Annotated in this window: 15 protein-coding genes; 8 read left to right on the top strand and 7 right to left on the bottom strand. The window is 35.8% G+C overall.

From position 1 onward, the window contains the following. Positions 1-145: 145 nt before the first annotated feature. The 3 genes from DSM02_RS19870 to DSM02_RS19860 all read right to left on the bottom strand — a co-directional run bounded on the left by DSM02_RS19870 (position 146) and on the right by DSM02_RS19860 (position 3,306). Positions 146-1,459: a rhamnogalacturonidase gene (locus DSM02_RS19870; protein ID WP_128767220.1), complete on the bottom strand. Its 1,314-nt coding sequence runs from the start codon at positions 1,457-1,459 to the stop codon at positions 146-148. 191 nt (positions 1,460-1,650) lie between these two features. Continuing rightward, complete coding sequence (locus DSM02_RS19865) at positions 1,651-2,673, bottom strand: LacI family DNA-binding transcriptional regulator (RefSeq protein ID WP_128767219.1); 1,023 nt, start codon at positions 2,671-2,673, stop codon at positions 1,651-1,653. 189 nt (positions 2,674-2,862) lie between these two features. After that, positions 2,863-3,306 (bottom strand): hypothetical protein, encoded by a 444-nt coding sequence (locus DSM02_RS19860; protein ID WP_128767218.1) that lies wholly within the window; start codon positions 3,304-3,306, stop codon positions 2,863-2,865. A 125-nt stretch (positions 3,307-3,431) separates the two neighbouring features. On the opposite strand from DSM02_RS19860, the gene DSM02_RS19855 reads away from it, so the two are divergent. Further along, positions 3,432-4,448, top strand: coding sequence for an LLM class flavin-dependent oxidoreductase (locus DSM02_RS19855; protein ID WP_128767217.1), 1,017 nt, complete (start codon positions 3,432-3,434; stop codon positions 4,446-4,448). Between the two features lie 33 nt (positions 4,449-4,481). Here DSM02_RS19855 and gloA2 read toward each other — a convergent pair whose 3' ends face one another. Genes gloA2 through DSM02_RS19840 form a run of 3 tightly spaced genes read right to left on the bottom strand, consistent with a single transcriptional unit; the run spans position 4,482 to position 5,539 of the window. Further along, positions 4,482-4,865, bottom strand: coding sequence for an SMU1112c/YaeR family gloxylase I-like metalloprotein (gene gloA2 / locus DSM02_RS19850; RefSeq protein WP_128767216.1), 384 nt, complete (start codon positions 4,863-4,865; stop codon positions 4,482-4,484). 36 nt (positions 4,866-4,901) lie between these two features. Next, positions 4,902-5,192, bottom strand: coding sequence for a DUF6122 family protein (locus DSM02_RS20630; RefSeq protein WP_317128268.1), 291 nt, complete (start codon positions 5,190-5,192; stop codon positions 4,902-4,904). Between the two features lie 23 nt (positions 5,193-5,215). Next, a complete protein-coding gene (locus DSM02_RS19840; protein ID WP_128767214.1) occupies positions 5,216-5,539 on the bottom strand; it encodes a YbaB/EbfC family nucleoid-associated protein in 324 nt (107 codons plus the stop codon). Between the two features lie 183 nt (positions 5,540-5,722). On the opposite strand from DSM02_RS19840, the gene DSM02_RS19835 reads away from it, so the two are divergent. The 6 genes from DSM02_RS19835 (at position 5,723) to DSM02_RS19810 (ending at position 18,801) form a co-directional block, all read left to right on the top strand. Continuing rightward, positions 5,723-7,804, top strand: a complete 2,082-nt coding sequence (locus DSM02_RS19835) for a S9 family peptidase (protein WP_128767213.1) — start codon at positions 5,723-5,725, stop codon at positions 7,802-7,804. An 85-nt stretch (positions 7,805-7,889) separates the two neighbouring features. Then, on the top strand, positions 7,890-8,930 hold the full coding sequence (locus DSM02_RS19830; RefSeq protein WP_128767212.1) for a PLP-dependent cysteine synthase family protein: 1,041 nt from the start codon (positions 7,890-7,892) through the stop codon (positions 8,928-8,930). 113 nt (positions 8,931-9,043) lie between these two features. Next, positions 9,044-10,303 (top strand): aminotransferase class I/II-fold pyridoxal phosphate-dependent enzyme, encoded by a 1,260-nt coding sequence (locus DSM02_RS19825; RefSeq protein ID WP_128767211.1) that lies wholly within the window; start codon positions 9,044-9,046, stop codon positions 10,301-10,303. A 401-nt stretch (positions 10,304-10,704) separates the two neighbouring features. After that, entirely contained in the window at positions 10,705-13,761 is a 3,057-nt protein-coding gene (locus tag DSM02_RS19820) for a SusC/RagA family TonB-linked outer membrane protein (RefSeq protein WP_128767210.1), read from the top strand. Position 13,762: 1 nt separating this feature from the next. Then, positions 13,763-15,370: a SusD/RagB family nutrient-binding outer membrane lipoprotein gene (locus tag DSM02_RS19815; RefSeq protein ID WP_128767209.1), complete on the top strand. Its 1,608-nt coding sequence runs from the start codon at positions 13,763-13,765 to the stop codon at positions 15,368-15,370. 95 nt (positions 15,371-15,465) lie between these two features. Beyond that, the gene (locus DSM02_RS19810) at positions 15,466-18,801 is read left to right on the top strand and encodes a VCBS repeat-containing protein (RefSeq protein WP_128767208.1); all 3,336 of its coding nucleotides are present in this window, start codon (positions 15,466-15,468) and stop codon (positions 18,799-18,801) included. Between the two features lie 78 nt (positions 18,802-18,879). Here DSM02_RS19810 and DSM02_RS19805 read toward each other — a convergent pair whose 3' ends face one another. Continuing rightward, complete coding sequence (locus DSM02_RS19805) at positions 18,880-20,022, bottom strand: TlpA disulfide reductase family protein (protein WP_128767207.1); 1,143 nt, start codon at positions 20,020-20,022, stop codon at positions 18,880-18,882. A 184-nt stretch (positions 20,023-20,206) separates the two neighbouring features. Here DSM02_RS19805 and DSM02_RS19800 point away from each other — a divergent pair, with 184 nt between their 5' ends. Continuing rightward, positions 20,207-22,582 carry a GAF domain-containing protein gene (locus tag DSM02_RS19800; RefSeq protein ID WP_128767206.1) on the top strand — a complete coding sequence of 792 codons (2,376 nt, stop codon included), beginning with the start codon at positions 20,207-20,209 and terminating at the stop codon, positions 22,580-22,582. Positions 22,583-22,708: the final 126 nt, after the last annotated feature.

Genomic DNA, 22,708 nt, shown 5'->3' with positions numbered 1-22,708 from the left:
GGGGCTTGCCCCCGCTATTTTTAGATACACACTTTATGAGATAGTGCTTAAAGCTGCAGTGCTTAATTTGTTTAAATTGGTTAGTGATTCTGTACTAAGATTTTCTTTAGATAGCTTTATTAGGAGCAAACGGTTTAGATCATAACTAATCTTCAGCGATTTTTACATTATTCAAAATAAGGTTCTCTATAGATTCTGCATTCTCTAATTGACCATTAGGTGTTTCTAGCTTTATATTTTCAAAAGTGAAATCAGATAATTTATATTGATCTGAAGCAACAATATTAAACCCAATCTCGCAGGTCAATTTGATGTTTTTCATCTTTATATTGTGGGCAGATGATTTGATTATACTTTTTTCTCCTTTTAGATTAAAAAATTGAGTCCAAGGTTTAATTAGAATCATGCTTCGCACACTTCCTTTTATGTCTTCAATCGTAATGTAATCATAGGTTTGTGGCGTATCAGGGCGCATTTTAAGCCAGAAAATACGATGGGCAGTGTCAACGGTGCTTCTACGAAAAATAATGTTGTAATTGTGAATAGATTCGCTTCCGCAGGTAAGTGCACTGTGACAAAATCCGTAGGTGTTATCCTCGATGATAATGTTTCGGTTTTCACCGTTATTAGGATCTTCATCAGCGTGTGGGCCTTTACCACCTTTTAAGGCTACAGCATCGTCGTTAACTGCCATATAACAGTTTTTGATCAGCATGTTTTGGCACGCATCAATATCAACCGCATCAGTACTTGGTGCTTTTACAGGTTCTTTAGGAGACGTGATTGTTAAGTTCAAAAGCTTTATATATTCACTTTTGTAAAAATGAGTTGTCCAGAAAGGAGAGTTTTTCAGTTTGATATTTTCAATTTGTATGTTTTTGCTGTTAGAAACGTAAACGAGTCTTGGACGCATTTCATCTTTATTGGTACAATCAGGATTCCATTCGCGTCGTAACCAGAAAGCTTTCCAGTAACGCAAACCATTTCCGTCAAGGGTGCCTTTTCCCGAAATGGTAAATCCGTCAAGGTTATCGGCATTTATAAGCGCCGGGAAGTACTTTACGCTTTCTCCTTCAATACGGGTCATTATTACGGGAAAATTACTGATATCATCACTTCCTTTTAAGACTCCATTTTCTTCAAGATATAAATGTGTGTTTTGCTTGAAGAACAGAGACCCGCTTAAAAAAACACCTTGAGGTATGATTATTACACCACCGCCATTATTGGCAGCAGAATCAATAACTGACTGAATTTTTTCAGTTTGAATCTGTGTGCTGTCATTTATGACACCATAATCAGTAATTAGATATTTTTTGCCTAGATCATCAAGATGTACTCCTTCTGTATTATGAAACCACTCTGGTATCAACGTACCATCAGGAAAGCGTTCTTGCCCGTAAGCTACCATGTTAAAAATCAAGACCAAGAATAGATAACTTTTTATAAATGTATGCATAGAATTTTTTCATAAAAATATCTATATACATCGATATCGTTATCCTGTTCTATCCTGAACTTTTAGAATAATCATCCTGATTGTGAGAAATGAGGTTTACTCGATAATCGAGATTTAAATGCTCAGAGATTTGTCTCCTTCTAAAAATGTATTGTTCAGTTTAATGCTTCGTGAGCTTGCCTAGAAGTAGTTTACTTTTTTAAAGAAGATTCACGAGTAACCAAGGTGCCTTCTAAAACTAATTTTGATGATACAGCTTGTTCTTTATTTTTTAATTTATTGAACATGATTTTCATCAGCTGATTTGCCATTTCATCAACCGGTTGGGCAAAGGCACTTACAGTAGGGGAATACATTTCAAAAAAGTTACTGTCATCAAAACTAATAATGCCCAACTTATTTATAAGTTTTGCATCTATTTGATGAATGCATTTAAGACCACTCTGTGACAAGTAATTAGTTGCAAAAAAGATGGCATCAATATCTTTACTTTCTTTTATGAATTTTTTTATTTTTTCTCTCGAAGAAGGAATATTACTGGTGTCGTATGGGATTTTTAAAATATTTGGAGAAAAACCTGCTTCTTCTATAGCCGCTATATAGCCAGCCTCACGATCGTGCATTTGTATCTGATCTAGATCGATGGTTATAAAAGCAATATTTTTATAACCAGAATCTATGAGGTGTTGTGTAGATTGTTTAGCGCCTTCAAAGTTATTGATGATAACGTAGTCTGCTTCTAACTCTGGTATCTTACGGTCAAAAAGAACTACCGGAACTTCGTTTTCTAATAAATATGAAATTTCTTTCTCAATTCCCGGTGGAGGTACGATTATAAAACCGTCTACTTGACGCTCATGAAACAGGTGAATTAGATCTTGTGTACGCTTTACATCATTCTCTGTGCTGCAAAAAAGAACTCGGTAATCATTCTTGTAGGATATATCTTCAATAATCCTACCTACTTTAGAAAAGTGGCTGTTGCTGATGTCTTCAACCATAAAAACTAAAACTCTGGTACTCCCGGTACGTAAACTACGGGCAACAAGATTGGGTTTGTAGTTTATTTCTTTTAGATGCGCTTCAACCTTAGCTATGAGCTCTTTAGAGATTTTCTTTTCTTCTCCTTTGCCATTTAAAACAAAGGAAACTGTTGTTGTTGAGATGTTTAGTGCATCTGCAATATCCTTAAGAGAAGGTCTTTTTTTTTTCATAAACAGAAACTGTTGAGTGCATTTTATTTCGATTTTAAAATTACCAAAAAAATGTACAGTTCAAACGTTTGATTTTTTAAACGTATAAAATACAATAAATCGTTTCAGTCGTAGCAAGGGCTTGACTTAGCGGGTTAAATTTAAATAGTAATTTAAAACTTGTAAAAACGAAAATTTTAGTTTACAAATTTAATTAAAACACTTATCTTTTTCTAATACAATACTTCCATCAAAGTTCAATGAGGTAATGTCTTCAAATGTAGCGACACCTCCAACATTTTTTATGGCACCAAAGCCTTCTACAAGTTCTCCGTTTTCAATTTTAAAAGCAACTTCTCTTATACTTTGTTTTCCTTCAGATAAAAAAGTATAAGAGCCCAAAATAATATTATCTTCTAATGTTCCTTTAAAGCTTCCTGAGTTGCGATCTTTTTCTGCCCAATTGTAAATAAGAGTTCCTTGAACCACGGGATCAACCCGTGTAATTCTAAAACTTATATTCGTTCCGTTTTCGTTATACCCATAACAGGCAACTTCAATAGGAAATGATTTAACCTCGGTTTTTTTCTGTTGTTTACAGCTAATAATGCTTGCTGTGATCGAAATCGAAATAAGGATGAAAAGTTTTTTCATAAGATATATTAAATAAAAAACCTAAGCTTTTCAGTTTAAATAATTTGCAGTTCTATCAAAAACATTGAATGTATAATGCCTGTAAATTGAAGTAAGGAAATTACAAATTTTAGGACTATATCACTATGAAAGCTATAAATAAGAATGATTTATCAGGTACTAAATATTCAGTTTTAGACTTAGTACCTATAGTAGAGGGAGTTGATGCACAGCAAGCCATTAAACGTAGTGTAGATCTGGCTCAAAATACAGAAAAATTGGGTTATCACAGGTTTTGGATCTCAGAGCATCACAATATGGAAAGTTTGGCAAGTTCAGCTCCTGTCATTTTGATAGGTCATATTGCTCATCAAACAACTAAGATGCGTGTTGGATCTGGCGGTGTGATGTTGCCAAATCACGCTCCGCTTGTAGTGGCAGAACAGTTTGGGACATTGGCAACGATGTATCCTAATCGTATAGATCTGGGACTAGGGCGTGCTCCAGGAACAGATCAGCGTACTGCAATGGCGCTGCGTAGGTATCAGCATGAAACGGTACAGGATTTCCCTAATAATATAGACGAACTTCAAACGTATTTATCAGAAGAAAATAGTACAGCATCCGTGCGAGCAACTCCAGGGGAAGGATTAAATATTCCTTTGTATTTATTAGGATCGAGTACGTTTAGTGCGCAGCTTGCCGGTAGAAAAGGGTTGCCTTACGCTTTTGCAAGTCATTTTGCACCAACACATCTACACAATGCTCTTAAGTTATACCATCAGCATTTTGAAGCTTCAGAACAGTTAGAAAAGCCTTATACTATGGCTTGTGTTAATGTTATTGCGGCAGCGACTGATGAGGAAGCAGAACGTTTAGCAACAAGTGCAAAGCGCTTTATGCTTGGAGTTATTAGAAATACTAGAAAACCACTTTCTCCACCGATAGATTCTATGGATGGAGAATGGTCAGAATTAGAGCGTATGCAGATCGAGCAAATGATGCATTACAGTTTTATTGGTTCTCAGGAAACGGTAGCGAAGGGTCTGGCTCAATTTAAAGCTGAAACTCAAATTGACGAATTGATTATCATTTCGCACATTTATGATCATCAGGCTCGTCTAAAATCTTACGAATTAGTGAGTGAGATTTTTACTCGGTAATCGAGATTTAAATATGTAGAACCTTCTTCAAGCTTAAACTTCATAAAGTTCAAGCGGAAGGTCATCTGGATCTGTAAAAAAGGTAAAGCGCTTGCCGGTAAGTTCATCAATGCGTATGGGTTCGGTTTGTACTCCTTTCTGATTCAATTCAGTTATTGCAGCTTCGATATCATTTGTGGCAAAAGCTAGATGTCTTAAGCCGCAAGCTTCTGGTTTTGAGGTTCGCTTTGGTGGGGCTGGGAAGGAGAATAATTCAATAATATATTCACCATTTAAGGCTAAATCGAGCTTGTATGAGTTTCTTGCTTCGCGGAAGGTTTCCGCAATAATTGTAAGCCCTAAAACTTTAGTATAAAACTGTTTGGATTTTTTATAATCAGAACAGATTATTGCAATATGATGAATGTGTTTTAGCATTTTGAATTGATGTTATCAGAAAGAACGATAAGAAATTCACCATAGACAATCAATAAAATCGGTGATCATATGAAAGAGAAGTCCCACTGCTACCACTCGAAGTTTTGGTATAAAAAATAAAGCGCAGTATATGCCAATAGCCCAATATGTATGCAGCGGATGAAAATTTATACTGCATCGCTCCGGGTCAAATATAGGTATGGCCAGTAAATGGTCAAGATCAACGAGCATTGTTAAAAGCATAATGAGCCATGCTTTTAGCCAGTTATTTCTAAAAAACACCCAGGCAATTAACCCGGGTGCTGCTAAATGTAAACTATAATGCACGAGTGTATGTAGCAAACTCGGTTTTATTTAAACATATCAAGACCGGGAATGTCTGGCATACCTTCTTTTGCAACAGCTGCAAGCTCTTGATCATAGCTGGCTTTTGCTCGTGATAAAGCCTTGTTAAGCGTTAAAATAAGATAATCTTCTAACTGTTCCTTGTCTTCCAGGAGTTCGTCTTTGATGTCAATTTTTTTAATTGCACCAGCAACACTTACTGTAATGTTTAGTAAGTCATCGTTGCTTTTTTCGTCTATATAAACCGTTTCTAAACGTTTTTTTGTGTCTTCGGCTTTTTGTTGGGCTTCCTTAATTTTTCCCATCATGCCCATCATATCTCCAAACATAATTTGTATTTAAATTGTTAATGTTCAAAAGTACAAAAACTCAGATTTAAAAGTCTAAACGGGTTTTAACTAAAAAATAAACTTTCCCCATAAAAAATGAAGATGAGTGAAGCTACTACAAATGAAAATTCAGTTTAATTTATTTTAAAAAATGTCTGAGATTACCCGTATTTTTGCGCCCTTATGAAAAATGACACACAATCTTTAGATACACAGCTTTTGCCTCCAGATGCAAAACAAGTTCCACATGATTTAGAAAAGCACGGAGATATACGCATAGACGAATATTACTGGATGAATGAGCGTGATCATCCAGAGGTGATTGCTTATCTGGAAGCTGAGAATGGATATTATGAGAAAATGACTGCTCATACAAAACCTTTGCAGCAAAAGCTTTTTGAGGAGATGAAAGCTCGTATAAAAGAAGATGATGAGAGTGTGCCTTATAAATACAACGGTTACTGGTATTATACCCGTTTTGAAATAGGGAAAAACTATCCGTTATATTGTAGAAAAGAAGAAGCGATGACCGCGCCAGAAGAAGTTATGTTTGATAACAATGAGATGGCAGAAGGACATTCTTATTTTAAGCAGGCAGGTTATTCTATTTCAGAAAATAATGAGATCGCTGTTTATGGAATAGATACGGTAAGCCGCAGACAATATGATTTACACTTTAAAAATTTAAAGACAGGTGAGATTTATCCGGTAGTAATTAAGAATACAACCGGAAGAGCAACTTGGGGAGGCGATAATAAAACGGTTTTTTATACCCGAAAAGATCCGCAAACGCTAAGGAGTAGCCAGATTTTTAAACACGTTTTAGGTACCGAAGCATCAGAAGATGTTATGGTGTATGAAGAGTTGGATGAAACGTTTGATGTAGGTATTTTCAAATCAAAATCCCGTAAATATATTTTCATTGGAGCTTCGAGCACATTGACCAGCGAATACAGATACACCGAAGCGAACGGACCTGATTTTGAGTTTAAAATTATTCAGGAGCGCACACGTGGCTTAGAATACGGAGTGTCGCATTTTGGTGATTATTTCTATTTGGTAACCAATAAAGATGAGGCGACTAATTTTAAATTGGTCAAAACTCCGGTTGTAACTCCGTCAATGAAAAATTGGGTTGAGGTGATTCCACACCGTGAAGACACTCTACTTGAGGATATAGAGATTTTTGAAGAATATCTTGTGGTAGAAGAGCGTAACAACGGTTTAAATAAAATAAATATCAAACGCTGGGATGAGACTGCGGACTATTATTTACCTTTTGATAGCGAGACATATACGGTCTTTGCCAGTATTAACCCCGATTTTGATACCGAATTACTTCGGTATTCTTATAATGCCTTAGATACACCACCTTCTGTAGTTTCTTTCAATATGAGAACTAAGGAAAAAGAGATTTTGAAAGAGGTTGAGGTTTTAGGCGGAAATTTTGATAAAGATAATTACGAGTCAAAACGTATTTGGGCAACGGCAAAAGATGGTGTTGAAATTCCCATTTCTATTGTTTACAAAAAGGGAATCACTTTAGATGGAAGTAACCCCTTGCTGCAATACGCATACGGGAGTTATGGGATTACTACAGATCCTGCTTTTTCAACCTCCAGATTGAGTCTGCTTGATAACGGATTTATCTTTGCTATTGCTCACGTACGTGGAGGTGAATATTTGGGTCGAAACTGGTACGAAGATGGGAAGTTACTTAAAAAGATGAATACGTTTACGGATTTCATTGCCTGCTCTACTTATTTGATAGAGCAAGGCTATACCAACTCAAACAATCTGTATGCCTATGGAGGGTCAGCTGGCGGTTTACTAATGGGGGGTATTTTAAATATGGCTCCAGAGCTTTACAATGGTGTGATTGCGGCTGTTCCGTTTGTAGATGTAGTTACCACAATGCTAGACGATAGTATTCCGTTAACAACTTCAGAATATGATGAGTGGGGTAACCCTAATGATAAAGAGTATTATGATTATATGAAATCATATTCTCCTTATGATCAGGTAACTGTGCAAAATTACCCTAACATATTAGTGACAACAGGTTATCACGACAGTCAAGTACAGTATTGGGAGCCTGCTAAGTGGGTTGCGCGTTTACGCGATAAGAATATTGCAGACACTAAAATTTATTTTGAGACTAATATGGATGCCGGTCACGGTGGGGCTTCAGGCCGTTTTGAAGCCCTAAAAGAAACTGCAAAAGATTATGCCTTTCTGATTGATTTAGCAGGAAAATCAAAGTAATTCCAAAAATTTCCTGTAAATTTGCAAGGTTTTAAATAACGGTTTTAGGAATTACTAAAAGAGTACTCGAAACGATAATTCTTCTATGAAAGAACACCTTAACGTTTATAATGACGTCCTTCAGCTGGTAGGTAACACCCCCTTAGTACGACTCAATAGAATTACAAAAGATCTTCCAGGGTCTTATTTCGCTAAGGTTGAGGCGTTTAATCCGGGTAATTCTTCAAAAGATCGTATAGCACTTTATATTATTGAAGATGCAGAACGAAAAGGAATCTTAAAGCCTGGTGATACTATTGTAGAAACAACCTCTGGGAATACAGGTTTTAGTATTGCGATGGTGAGTATTGTTAAAGGGTACAAATGTATTCTTGCCGTTAGTTCAAAATCTTCAAAAGACAAGATAGATGCACTGAGAGCGATGGGGGCAAAAGTTTATGTTTGTCCGGCCAATGTAAGTGCAGACGATCCTAGATCATATTATCAAGTTGCAAAACGCATTCATAACGAAAACAAAGGTTCTGTTTATATCAACCAATATTTTAATCAGTTGAATGCAGATGCACATTATGCGACATCAGGTCCTGAAATTTGGGAGCAAACCGAAGGTAAGCTGACGCATTTTGTAGCGTGTAGTGGTACCGGAGGAACAATATCGGGTACAGCAAAATATCTAAAAGAAAAGAATCCTAATATCCGTATTTTAGGAATTGATGCTTACGGAAGCGTTCTTAAAAAATATCACGAGACTCAGGAATTTGATAAAAATGAAATTTATCCTTACCGTATAGAAGGTTTGGGTAAAAACTTAATACCTACCGCAACAAACTTTGATGTGATAGACTATTTTGAAAAAGTTTCTGATGAAGAAAGTGCACACACCGCACGTAGAATCGCAAAGACTGAAGGTTTATTTGTAGGATATACAAGTGGAGCTGCAGTACAAGGAACTATTCAAATGGCGGCTGCAGGAGAATTTGATGAAAATTCTAAAGTAGTAATTATGTTTCCTGATCATGGCAGAAGCTATATGAGTAAAATATATAGTGATGACTGGATGAACGAACAAGGCTTCTTTGATGCAGAAAATGAAGTGGGTGTAGATAAAATTGAATTTATTAAGTAAATCCTGAATAACTTTTTTTTCAGGAAATTAGTTATAAATGATTAACCCTAAATTGATAAGAAAATAGCAAAGAATAACAAAAAGACAGTTTCTTTTTGTTTGAATATTGATGTATGAGAGACTTATTTGACAAGATTTATAAGGACAAAGGTCCTTTAGGGAAATGGGCAGCACAGGCAGAGGGATATTTTGTATTCCCTAAATTAGAAGGGCCTATTTCAAACAGAATGAAATTTCGAGGTAAAGATGTTATTACCTGGAGTATTAATGATTATTTAGGGCTTGCTAACAACGAAGAAGTACGCAAAGTAGATGCAGCTGCAGCTGCTGAATACGGTTCAGCGTACCCGATGGGGGCTCGTATGATGAGTGGCCACACTTCTCTGCACGAACAACTACAGACTGAGTTGGCTGCTTTCGTAAAAAAAGAAGCTGCTTATCTGTTAAACTTTGGTTATCAAGGAATGGTTTCTACTGTTGATGCCCTAGTTGCCAAAGATGATATCATTGTTTATGATGTAGATGCTCATGCGTGTATTATAGACGGTGTGCGTTTACATATGGGTAAACGCTTTACCTATAAGCATAACGATATTGAAAGTATCGAAAAGAACCTACAACGTGCGACAAAACTAGCAGAACAAACCGGAGGAGGAATTCTTTTAATTTCTGAAGGTGTTTTTGGAATGCGTGGGGAGCAAGGACGATTAAAAGAAATTGTTGCGCTTAAAGAAAAGTACAACTTTAGATTATTTGTAGATGATGCACATGGTTTTGGTACTTTAGGAGCTACAGGTGCAGGAGCAGGTGAGGAGCAAGGCGTTCAAGATCAAATTGATGTTTACTTTGCTACATTTGCTAAGTCGATGGCAAGTACTGGGGCATTTATAGCTGCAGATCAAGAGATCATAGATTATTTAAAATACAACTTGCGCTCGCAAATGTTTGCAAAATCTTTGCAAATGCAGTTGGTAGTAGGAGCGCTTAAGCGTTTAGACATGTTGCGTACTATGCCAGAACTTCGAGAGAAGCTTTGGGAGAATGTAAACGCATTACAAAACGGACTTAAGAAGCGTGGTTTTGATATAGGAACTACGCAGAGTTGTGTTACACCTGTTTATCTTAAAGGTAGTATTCCTGAAGCGATGGCATTGGTGAAAGATTTACGGGAGAACCACGGTATTTTCTGCTCTATTGTAGTTTACCCTGTAATTCCTAAAGGATTGATTTTGCTACGTTTGATACCAACAGCGTCCCATAACTTACAAGATGTAGAAGAAACACTGGATGCATTCTCTTCAATTAGAGAGCGTCTAGAAAATGGTACTTATAAAAGATTATCAGCTGGAGTGCAAGCTTCAATGGAAGCTTAATCCAAAGTAATATATTTTATATACAGCCTGATTATTTAATAATCAGGCTTTTTTATGCTTCATATTTAGGTATGTCAGAATTTTCTGATTTTCATACTAAGAATTATACACGAGGATAGTCCTTAAGTACTAATTACGATATTTTTAGTATTTGATTTAAATTATTGCTTGTATTCTATAAAAACCTTTTGTTTGTCTTGTTTAATAAGGTAGTTGTAAGTATTTCTCTAAAATATATGTAATGTTCTTAAGGTGTTTTAAATCGTTTTATGCTAAAAATGATGTTATTAACCTTTTCACATACGTTACATGTCGAAATTGTTTTTTTTAACACAGATTTATAGACACCTTTAGATGTATTAAGTTTTTCATAACAATTAATTAACTCAAAATTTAACAACATGAATGTGAAGGTAAAGTATATACTTGGCTTTGTTACACTGCTCTTTATGCAAGGGGTAGTGGCACAGACCATTACCGGTACGGTAACAGATAATACCGGTGTTCCGCTCCCTGGAGCGAATGTCATCGAGAAAGGTACTACTAACGGTGCTTCTACAGATTTTGACGGTAATTATACATTAGAGTTAACCACTTCTGATCCTGTAATTACATTTTCATCTTTAGGTTTTTTATCTAAAGACGTTACAGTAGGTGGTCAAACAGTGATCAATATGAAAATGGAAGAGGATGCTCAGCAACTAGGTGAAGTTGTGGTAACGGCATTAGGTATTACTAAAGACCAAAGAAAGCTTGGTTACTCGGTTACTGAAGTAGCTGGAGATGGTCTAACTCAGGCTCGAGAAACTAACGTTGCAAACGGTTTAGTAGGTAAGGTTTCAGGTTTATCAATAAAACAAACCAACAGTGGTCCCGGTGGTACAGCTAAAATCTTATTAAGAGGTTTGTCAAGTGCTAATACGGGTTCTACTTCTCCATTGTTCGTTATTGATGGGGTGCCAATGGATAATACACAGCGTGGTTCTGCAGGAGAATGGGGTGGTTCTGATGGCGGTGACGGTATAGGAAACCTTAACCCGGATGATATTGAATCTATGACGGTGCTTAAAGGTCAATCAGCTTCAGCCCTTTATGGATCACGTGCTTCTAACGGGGTTATAATGGTTACCACTAAGAAAGGAAGTAAAGGAGATTATAGCATTACTCTAAATTCAAATTTTCAGGTTGAAAAAGCAATGGATTTAACAGATTTTCAATCTGTTTATGGTCAAGGTATCAATGGTCTTAAGCCTGGAAGTGCAGCTATTGCGCAAGCAACTAATCGCAGATCCTGGGGAGCGCGTTTAGATGGTAGTGATGTTCTAGGTTATGATGGTAATACGTATTCGTATAGCAAAGCCGGTAACAGTTATATCGACTTTTATGATACAGGTAATACATTTACCAATACACTTTCAGTTTCTAAAGGCGTAGGTGATGGTTCTTTTAGACTTTCATTATCCAATTTAAATTCAGAGTCAATAGTTCCAAATAGTGGTCTTGACCGTATAACAGTAAACCTTACAGCTGATCAAAATATCACAGATAAGTTAAATGTTTCAGCAACAGTAAATTATACTGATGAGCGTTATGATAACCAGCCTTTTTTAAGTGACGGTCCTAAAAACCCAACAAATTTTTACTTATTAGCACCTAACGTAGATCATACGATTTTTGCACCAGGTTTTGATGAGAATGGTCAAGAGATCATTTTTAGCGATGATGCCTATGCAACAAACCCTTATTTCATCACAAATCAAGGCGTTAACGACCCTACCCGTAAGCGTTTTATTTCAATATTATCTTCTAAATATAGTTTTACCGATAACACTTATGCTTTATTACGTTTAGGTAATGATACCTCTAATGATACATTTTTTAGTGTTGATCCTTATGGTTTAGCTTATTTATCAGAAGCAAATTCAAACGGAAATTTGAGCGGAAAAGGACAGTCTACCCGATCAGAACTAAATATTGATGGTATTTTTGGAACTAACTTTAATATTACAGAAGACTTTGAAGTTGATGCTTTGGCAGGTGCTACTTTGAGAAGAAACAAGTATCAGACTGTAGGAGTAAGTGGTGGTCCGTTTATCTTCCCATATTTATATTCTCCTTTAAATGTGGTAAATATTGGTAGGTCATACGACTATGAAGAAAAAGAGGTTCAGTCAGGATATTATTCTTTTGATTTTAGTTATAAAAATTTCTTAACTGTTACTACTACTGGTCGGTATGATGTTTATTCAACTCTACCTGAGAATAATAACAGTATCTTTACTCCTTCGGTTACAACATCTTTTATTTTTGATGATTTTCTCAATATAGATGCTTTAAGCTTTGGTAAGTTAAGAGCGTCATATGCAGTTACCAGTGGAGAACCTGGGTCAGCATATGGAACAAGTTTTTACTACACTGCTGGTAATTCTATAAATGGAGTTGCTACGGGTTCTAGCCCTAGCGATCTACCTAATCTAGCACTAAAGCCTTTTACCCTTGATGAATTTGAAGTTGGACTTAACTTGAAAATGTTTAATAATAAGCTAGGTTTGGATTTAGCGTATTTTGTTAAAACTTCGCATGATGAGATATATAACGCAAATTATAGCGCGGCATCTGGTTTTAATAAAGGTGTTGTAGCAACTGGTTCACTTCAAAACAAAGGTTTAGAGGTTTTATTAACCGGTTCTCCTGTAACTACAGAGAATTTCTCTTGGAATTCTTCTTTTAACTTTACCTATTTGAAAAATGAAGTACTTCAAACAGATACAGATAATAATCCATTAACTCTAGGTACAAACCGAGCAGTTGTAGGAGCGGCAACAACAGCTATGGTTGTAGGAGAAGCTGGCCCACAAATTAGAGCCTATGATTATGCTTATAATGATGACGGAAGTATTCAATACGATTCTGAAGGTTTACCGGTACGTGGTGAGTTAAAATCATTTGGCCAGGTGCTACCTAAGTTTTACGGTGGTTTTAATAACGACTTTTCTTATAAAAACTTCAATCTGGCTTTCTTAGTTGATTTTAACTACGGTAATAAAGTACTATCGGCAACAGAATACTATGCTCGTTTTAACGGTTTAAGTAAAGCTACTTTAGTTGGTCGTGAGAACGGTCTAACCAATGATGGAGTAACTGTAGATGCTCAGACATATTATCAAAATGAAATTCAGCGAATTAATAGTAAGAGTGTAGTTGATGGTGATTTTATCAAGTTACGACAAGTTACTTTAGGGTATTCTTTCCCTTCTGAGATGTTTGACAATGTGAAATTCTTTGAAGGAATTAGGGTTTCTCTTGTAGCTCGTAACCTTGCGATCTTATGGCGTAAAGCAGAAAACATAGATCCTGAAAGTAGTTTTGGTTCAACAGTAAACTTCTTAGGTATTGAAGGAGGTAGTTTACCATCATCACGATCTCTTGGTCTAAACGTAAATTTCAAAATAAAGTAAAATGAAAAAATATATAAAACTTATAACAGCTGTTGTAGTTCTGGGATTAGCATCTTGTGATAGCGACTTCACGGAAATTAATACAGATCCCGATAAAGCTTCAGGTGAAATTTTTGATCCTAATCTTATATTACCAGACGCACTATATAAATATGCAAACAGTACAACGGGATATAGAGGCCCTATTCTGTTCCAATCTATGTGGGTGCAGTTAATGGCTTCTACATCAACTATTGCAAACTATTATACCAATGCAGATAAATATGTGCCTTCTGGTAGTACACCGGGATATGCTGCAAGTATATGGTCTGATAACTATCGTGTTGCTTCAGAGATGTATCAGATGAAAAAGCTCGCAATAGATAAAGGATATCCTAACCTTGCTAATATTGCGGATATTGTCAAAATTCAGTCTATTGCTTTTATGTCTGATGTGTATGGTGATGTGCCTTACAATGAAGCATTGCAATTAGAAGATGGTATATCAAGACCTTCTTATGATAAGCAAGAAGAATTATATCCTCAATTATTAGAAGAGTTGAATACTGCAATTAGCGCACTAGATGCTTCTGCAGATAGCCCTACTAATGATATTTTTTATGATGGGGATATTAGCAAATGGAAAAAATTTGGATATTCTTTGATGCTTAAAATGGCTATGCGCTTAGTAAATGTAGACGAATCTCTTGCACAATCTTATGTAGAAACTGCCGCTGCAGGTGGGGTGTTTGCTTCTACCGCTGATGAAGCGATTCTTTTAACCGATAATTCAACTGGTTTTCACAACAGTAACAGTGCCGCTTTGGCAACAGCTTCAGATTACTATGAAGTACGCTGGTCTGATGTAATGATCGATTACTTAAACTCAACAGATGATCCTCGTTTGAGTATAATTGCTGAGGTTCCTGAAGCTGGTTTAGCGGCTAATCAAGATGCAAGTTTAAGTGGAGATTCAGACCCTGCAATTCAATTAGGAATGCCTAACGGTTATGACCTTAACGGAGGAGCTACAGATATTTCTAATGCACCAGACTATCCAGGCCCTACTGACGCAAACGGTGAAGGTGATTCTGATGCACCAATTGGAGCATATTCTCGACCAACTTCTATGTATCGTAATCTTGAGGCTCCTGTATTTGTATTGACTTATGCAGAAACCCAGTTATTACTTGCTGAAGCTGCAGTAAGAGGCTATAATGTAGGAGGCACAGCTGCTGAGTATTATGCTGACGGATTAAGTGGAGCAATGACTGCGATCAATAAATATGGAGGTTCGCAGATCGCTACTGCAGATATTACAGCATATGTGGCTGCTAATCCTTTAGATGTTTCTTCTACAGAAGCTTCATTAAAAATGATCAACATTCAATACTGGGCGACTACCGGTTTACTTGGTAACTTTACAGAAGCTTGGTCAAACTGGAGAAGATCTGCATATCCAGAATTAACTCCTGTAAATTATATAGGAAACTTTTCTAACGGTACCATACCTGTGCGACAAATCTATCCTGCAGATGAGTCTACCTACAATCCTGAAAACTATTCTGCTGCTGCTTCAGCAATGGGAGGAGATGTATGGACAGTTAATGTATGGTGGGATAACAACTAATATCAGTTGTCTTCTAAGATTTATAGTATAAAAATTAGAGGAGGGCAATAGCCCTCCTTTTTTTATAAATTAGTTTCTTAATTAATAGATTAATTATGATAAAGAGATTCTCTTTAATTGCACTGTGGATTTTTTCTGTTTCTGCGTTTATTTCTACTACAGCAAATGCACAAGCAACAAAACTTTTTGATTTATTACCTGCATCTGAGACCGAAGTCGATTTTGTGAATACTTTAAAAGATTCTCAGACTGAAAATATTCTGATTTACGCTAATTTTTATGGTGGAGCAGGAGTAGGGGTAATTGATATAAATAATGACGGACTACAGGATTTATTCTTTGCAGGGAACTTAGTTGCTAACGAACTTTATTTGAATCAAGGTGATTTAAAGTTTAAAAAAATTACAAAGGAAGCCGGAATTGAGTTTGACGGTGGTTGGTCTACAGGTGTCACTATTGCAGATGTTAATAACGATGGTTTTCAAGATATTTATGTGAGCAGAGAGCTTTATGATGACAAGCCAGAATTGCGTAAGAATTTATTATACATAAATAATCAGAATAATACGTTTACAGAACGCGGAGCGGAATATGGTGTAGCTGATAATGAACGCACGCGTCACGCAACTTTTTTTGATTATGATAAAGATGGTTTCCTTGATCTTTTGTTACTCACGCAACCACCAAACCCGGGTAGTTATTCAATTTTCTCTGGGACAGAGTTGAGAAAAGAAGAATATCATTTAAAACTCTTTAAAAACAATAACGGAACTTCATTTATCGAAACCTCAGAACAAGCCGGAGTTTCAATCACAGGATTTCCTAATGCAGTTTCAGCAAGTGATTTTAACAACGATGGTTGGACAGACTTATATGTTGCGAACGATTTTGCAGCACCAGATTTTCTTTTCATTAATAATCAAGACGGAACTTTTTCATATAAAACTGAAGAAGCCTTACAACACATCCCATATTACAGTATGGGTGTGGATGCTGCAGATTTGAATAATGACAACCTTCTTGATGTATTTGTGGTAGATATGGTTGCTAAAGACAATTATCGTCTAAAATCTAATATGAGCGGAATGAACCCAAAATCGTTTTGGAAAGTTGTGAGTGACGGCGGTTATTATCAATATATGTATAACACATTACAACTTAACAACGGTAATGGAAGCTTTAGCGATATAGGTCAGTATACCGGTATGGCAGCTACTGATTGGAGCTGGGCAAATCTAATTGCAGATTTTGATAATGATGGATTAAAAGACACTTATGTTACCAATGGTCTTTTGCGAGACATACGAAATACAGATGCAGATAAAGAGGTTGCGGCTTACATTAACAAGCTTACTCATGATTGGGTTCTCAAGCACCCTGATGGTGGCGGAATCAAAACTATTTTTGATATTCTAGATGTAGATAAGGTGGTTGAATTAATTCCGTCTCAACCTTTAAAAAACTTTGCTTTTAAAAATACTGGTAATCTTGATTTTATTGAGGTTCAACAAGAATGGGGGCTGGATCAGGCATCTTTTTCTAATGGTGCATCTTATGTAGATTTAGATAACGACGGCGATCTTGACATCGTGGTTAATAACATAAATGCAGAAGCATTCATTTATCGCAACAATTCAGATCAGCAAGCATCTAGCAATTATTTGAGAATTAAACCGGTTGATAAAAATAATTTAGCTGTTTTGGGGGCGCGTGTTTCGGTTTATGTTAACGGTGATACCCAAATGCAAGAGTTGACAAACGTACGGGGTATCTATTCTACCAGTGAACAAGTGGCACATTTTGGTCTTGGTGCTTCAACTAGTGTTGATAGTGTTATAGTTTCTTGGCCTAACGGGAAGCAAATGCGTTTAAAAAATGTCGAGGCAAATCAACAGCTGAGTGTTACTGAGGAAAACGCGCAAAATGGAAAGTCTATTTACAGTTTTGGGTTAACAAATGCTCATTTTAAGGATGTAACTTCAGAATTTCCTATAAAAGTGAAAACACCTGAAAATGATTATGATGATTTTGAAGAGCAGGTGTTGCTTCCACATAAATTATCACAATTTGGTCCTGCAATGGCAAAAGGTGATATCAATAATGATGGGTTAGAGGATATTTATATAGGCGGTGCTGCCGGTTTTCCCGGTTCAGTTTATATTCAGCAAACAGATGGAAGCTTTAAAGAATTACTTGCAGAAGTTTTTAAAAACGATGCTTCTCAAGAGGATCTTGATGCAGTATTTGCCGATGTAAATAGTGATGGTTTTCAAGATTTAATTGTAGTAAGTGGAGGGAATGAAGAAGTTAAGGGTTCAGACTTTTATCTGGATCGCTATTATGAGAATGATACCAAAGGATCTTTCATCAAAAAAGAGATTGAAAACGCCCTAGCGGAAAGTGGTTCTAAAGTTATCGCAGTCGATTATGAAGGAGATGGAGATGTTGATTTTTTTATTGGTGGAAGAATAACACCGCACGAATATCCGCTACCGGCAACCAGCCAGTTACTCATTAATGAAAATGGAAAACTCACTAACCTTACTGAAGAACTAGCTCCACAATTTAAAGACTTAGGCTTGGTTACCGATGCAGTCTGGTCTGACGTTGATGCCGATGGAGACTTGGATTTATTGGTCGTAGGCGAGTGGATGGCAATTACCTATTTTGAGAATGAAAATGGTCGTCTTACCAAGAGAGAAATAGCTGCTTTGGCAGAAACTTCAGGCTGGTGGTTTAGTATAGGAAAGGGAGATTTTGATAATGATGGTGACGAGGATTTTATTATTGGGAACCTGGGTGCTAATTATAAATACCAGACCACAGTAGAAAAACCTTTTGATATTTATTACGATGATTTTGATAATAACGGAAAAGGCGATATTGTCTTAGGTTATTACAATGGCGATGGACATTTCCCGTTACGTGGATTTTCATGTTCTTCAGAGCAAATTCCAAGTTTAAAAAAAGAGATTAAGCAATATAATATTTTTGCCTCCTTAGAAATCGATGAGGTTTATGGTAAAAAAGATCTTGAAAAATCTTTGCACTATACAGCAGATACTTTTAATACTATCTATTTAGAAAATACGGGAGGTAATTTTAAGGTTCATAAACTTCCCACAGAAGTGCAGCTTGCCCCTGTAAATGATATAATCGTTCAAGATTTTAATAATGACGGAAATCTGGATGCCTTGCTTGCTGGTAACTTATTTGTTTCAGAGATCGAAACACCACGTGCAGATAGCGGTACCGGTGTTTTACTTTTAGGAGATGGAACAGGAGCTTTTAAGGTAAAAACCTCTAAAGATTCTGGTTTCTTTGCAAATGGCGATGTAAAGCGTATTGTACCGCTTCAAGTTCAGGGAAAAGAAATTATACTAGTAGGTAATAATAATGCTAAGGTTCAGGCTTTTGAACTGAAGAAATAATAAGTTTTTTTCTCCTATAAAGCAAAAGCCCTGAACTCAATGTTCAGGGCTTTTGCTTTTTTAAGGTCTTTTAGAAAATTATCCTTCGCCTAAAAGTTCTCGTATTTTAGAAACAAGAGCTTCTCCACGTAAATTTTTATCTATAATAGTACCGTTTGCATCAATGAGATACGTTGCTGGTATTGCAGTTATCCCATATTTGCGAGCTACAGGATCTTGCCATTCCATAAGGTTTGAAACATGATACCAGTCCATTTTATCATTTTCTATGGCAGTAAGCCATTTGCTTTTGTCACTAGCACGATCTAAAGAAACGCTGATAATGTTTAATCCTTTGTCGTGATACGTGTTATAAACAGAAACCACATTAGGATTTTCCTGACGACAAGGCTTGCACCAGCTTGCCCAGAAATCTATAATCGTATACTTAGAACCCATTGCATCAGCTAGAGCCAATTCTGAGCCATCTGGCGTAGGAGCGGTAAAAGAAGGTGCTTTGTTACCTATTTCTGCTTGAGAAGCAGCAGCTTCTTGAGACTTTAACTTAGCGATCATTTCATTAAGCTTAACACCTTTGTCAATTTCTTTTAGATTATCATCAAGACTTTCAAATAATTCTTCAGCTTTATCAGCTTCAATAGCCTGTGTACCTACTAAATCAGATAAAATGATAACACTTACAAATTCGCTGGGATGCTCTTCAATTAATTGAATTCTTCTGCGTGTATCCGCATCATTAATAGCGTCAAACTCGTTACGAATGATGGTTACTTTTGACGTGTCGCCGCTTTGCATTGCAGCCATCCCTTCTTGTTGTAATTTTTGCTTCTCTTTATTAGATGCAACCACATCGTCATAATAGAGTTTAAAAAAGTCATTTTCAGCACCACCGTTAACTTCAGAAGTATATAAGCTGTCTTTATAAGCTTTTACAGTAATCTCTTCATTTTCAGCAATAAGTATTACGTTTCCGCGAGCGCTTTCAAAAGTTAAAACCATCATTTCTGGAGCACTAACGGGTTCAGGATTAAAGCTGAATTTTCCTTCCTTAATAACAGTCGTATCGATGTTTTGTAATTGATTATTTGCATCAATTCTCTGTAAGAAAACATTGGTTCCGTTATTAATATCTGGTGTGGTACCGTTAATCTTAAAACCGGCATCAGAGCCGCAGGATATAAGTAAAATTGCTGCCGCAATTAGTAAACAAAATTTATTCATTCTTATCTAGATTTAGTTGTGCTGCAATATACGTGATTTTAAGTTTTCTTAGAAGTTATGTTAGCTATATCAAGTGGGCTCGATATTTGACAGATTATAATGTAAGTTTAAACCTATGTTAAAGACAAACCAATAGTAACGGGTTCAGAACTATTTTAGTATTTTGAATGTAAAGATTAAGGATATGGAAGATTTAGATGAGTTTCCACTACAGATACAGCTAAGTTTCGCTAAAGTTTTAGAGATGCTTACAAAGCGTATGCACCAATCTAAAAATGAGGTGACTAAGAATTATTTAAAATCTATTCTGGAATATGCAGAATCTTTCCCTGAACTTATAGATGGTATTGAAGACTCTGAGAAGATTGATGAACTCCAAGAAACTCTAAGTACGCTACTTGATAATCTCTTTCCCGCTGCCTTAACTAAAAATGAAATTAAAGCAGCTACAATTCCTTTTAAGAATAAGATATTCAATCCTACCCGAAGATTTGCTTCAATTATTGAGGATGCAGGAGAAGATTTTGATTTGGCTATTAGAAATCTGGATCCTAATTATTACTACATCATAGGATGTGTGGTTATTTTGAATAGTTATTATAACTACGATATAGATTTTAAGAGACCTATGTTTTACGAGATTCCTGATAAAAATGGAGTTATACGTACTTACAGAGCGTCAATGAATGCGGATTTTACATTTTGTGAACCTACAGATATTTCTATTGAAATCACTCCAGAAATTGTAGACAGGCTGATAGAAAATGGAGACAATGTGTCTCTGTGGAAGGAATATTTTCCGCCTCAAAGTTGGATTCTTAAGGGTATTACTATTTTAAACCTTACAGATGTTACTGTTGACGATTCTATATCAGACTTAAAAAGCACATTGCTTTCTAGAAAAAATTTAAAGCAGGGAAATACTGCAAAGCAGTTTCAAAATATATTCAGTTCTATTTTTAATATTCCTGATTTACGTGTAGGGTTTACAGAATTTGATAAGGAAGAAGACCTTTTTACGAGAATGAGTGACGGTGATGCAACAAGCTTTATTCTTAATGAGAAAACTCGCTCTGATTGTCGTCAAAGTATGTGCGACGGCTCTTATAATACGTTGATACATGATAAAAAATATTTTGTAATCCCCGATGTGGAGGACTATGCTAGAAAGAATGAAAATGAAGTACTAGCTCAAAATTTATTAAAACAGAATATTAAAAGCTGTATGCTTGCACCAATAACATTGGGTAATGAATTACTAGCCGTTCTAGAATTAGCATCTTCTAAAAGAAACTCTTTACATAGTCTTAATGCAACAAAATTAGACGATGTATTACCCTATATTATCTCAACTGTAGAACGAAAAAAGTTTGAAGAAGAGAATAGAATAAAGGCAGTTATTCAAAATGAATGTACAAGTATTCATCCTAGTGTATTGTGGATTTTTGAAGAGGAAGCTAAGCGATTTATAAATAATCAAAATGCAGGTAAATTTGCTGCATTTAAAGATATAGCCTTTGAGGATGTTTATCCACTTTATGGGCAGATAGATATAGTTGGCTCTTCAGACGAGCGTAATAAAGCCATTCAGCAAGATATTTTGATTCAGTTAGAGATGGTTCACGGTATTCTTGATCTAGCATTAGAATCTAATCCAATACCTATTTATGAGCAGGTAAAGTTTAGAATTCAAGAGTTTACTGAAGAGATAAAGGAAAGATTGAATGCCAATAGTGAAAGTGAAGTTTTCGCATTACTTCAAGAAGAGGTGAATCCTTTATTGAGTCATCTTAACACTAAAATACCTGAGCTGAAAAGAGAGATTGATAATTATAAAGAATCTATTAATAAAGATACTGGTTTGATTTATCAAAACCGTAAAAATTATGATGATACGGTTCAGCTGATTAATCAAAATCTAGCAACCTTTTTAGATAGAAAACAACAAGAAGCACAACAAATTTTTCCGCATTATTTTGAGCGTTATAAGACAGATGGTGTAGATCATAATATCTACATCGGTGCATCTATGACTCCTAAGGAGAAATTTAACAAAGTGTATTTATACAACCTTAGATTGTGGCAGCTTTGTACGATGTGTGAGATGGAAAATCACTTCTATCACAAACAAGAAGGAGCAGAATTACAATTAGATGCTGCTTCATTGATTCTTGTGTTCAGCACCACTTTGTCTATTAGATATAGAATGGACGAGAAGAAATTTGATGTTGATGGTACATATAACGCACGATATGAAATTATCAAAAAGCGTATAGATAAAGCTCTTGTTAAAGGAACAGATGAGCGTATAACACAAAAAGGTAAAATAGCCATTATTTATTCTCAGGATACCGATGCAGAGGAATATACCCGTTATATTAACTACTTGCAGCGTAAAGAATATTTAGGCTCTGAAATTGAATATCTGGAACTCGAAGATGTTCAAGGAGTAGTAGGACTTAAAGCTATACGAGTAAATGTTTTATATACTTCAAACTTACCGCGTAGTAATGATGAAGAAACAATTACTTATGAAGATTTAATGGAAATCTTAGACTAACAAAAAAGCCTTGAAATATTATTTAGCACTATCTCATAAAATGTGTAACTAAAAATAGCGGGGGCATGCCCCCGCTATTTTTTTAACTTTAAATTTTACACCATTATGAAGAAAGAGGAATTATTT

The organism is Leeuwenhoekiella polynyae (genome assembly GCF_004104075.1).
Lineage (GTDB): Bacteria > Bacteroidota > Bacteroidia > Flavobacteriales > Flavobacteriaceae > Leeuwenhoekiella > Leeuwenhoekiella polynyae.
Note: the sequence above shows the minus strand (reverse complement) of the source record. Positions and strands in the feature narration are given on the sequence as shown.

Excerpts from the sequence above, each read along its gene's own strand:
- DSM02_RS19820 (WP_128767210.1), top strand. The coding sequence starts at position 10,705 with ATGAATGTGAAGGTAAAGTATATACTTGGCTTTGTTACACTGCTCTTT.
- DSM02_RS19810 (WP_128767208.1), top strand. The coding sequence starts at position 15,466 with ATGATAAAGAGATTCTCTTTAATTGCACTGTGGATTTTTTCTGTTTCT.
- DSM02_RS19865 (WP_128767219.1), bottom strand. The coding sequence starts at position 2,673 with ATGAAAAAAAAAAGACCTTCTCTTAAGGATATTGCAGATGCACTAAAC.
- DSM02_RS19855 (WP_128767217.1), top strand. The coding sequence starts at position 3,432 with ATGAAAGCTATAAATAAGAATGATTTATCAGGTACTAAATATTCAGTT.
- DSM02_RS19870 (WP_128767220.1), bottom strand. The coding sequence starts at position 1,459 with ATGCATACATTTATAAAAAGTTATCTATTCTTGGTCTTGATTTTTAAC.
- DSM02_RS19835 (WP_128767213.1), top strand. The coding sequence starts at position 5,723 with ATGAAAAATGACACACAATCTTTAGATACACAGCTTTTGCCTCCAGAT.
- DSM02_RS19840 (WP_128767214.1), bottom strand. The coding sequence starts at position 5,539 with ATGTTTGGAGATATGATGGGCATGATGGGAAAAATTAAGGAAGCCCAA.
- DSM02_RS19830 (WP_128767212.1), top strand. The coding sequence starts at position 7,890 with ATGAAAGAACACCTTAACGTTTATAATGACGTCCTTCAGCTGGTAGGT.
- DSM02_RS19825 (WP_128767211.1), top strand. The coding sequence starts at position 9,044 with ATGAGAGACTTATTTGACAAGATTTATAAGGACAAAGGTCCTTTAGGG.
- DSM02_RS19815 (WP_128767209.1), top strand. The coding sequence starts at position 13,763 with ATGAAAAAATATATAAAACTTATAACAGCTGTTGTAGTTCTGGGATTA.
- DSM02_RS19860 (WP_128767218.1), bottom strand. The coding sequence starts at position 3,306 with ATGAAAAAACTTTTCATCCTTATTTCGATTTCGATCACAGCAAGCATT.
- DSM02_RS19805 (WP_128767207.1), bottom strand. The coding sequence starts at position 20,022 with ATGAATAAATTTTGTTTACTAATTGCGGCAGCAATTTTACTTATATCC.
- gloA2 (WP_128767216.1), bottom strand. The coding sequence starts at position 4,865 with ATGCTAAAACACATTCATCATATTGCAATAATCTGTTCTGATTATAAA.
- DSM02_RS19800 (WP_128767206.1), top strand. The coding sequence starts at position 20,207 with ATGGAAGATTTAGATGAGTTTCCACTACAGATACAGCTAAGTTTCGCT.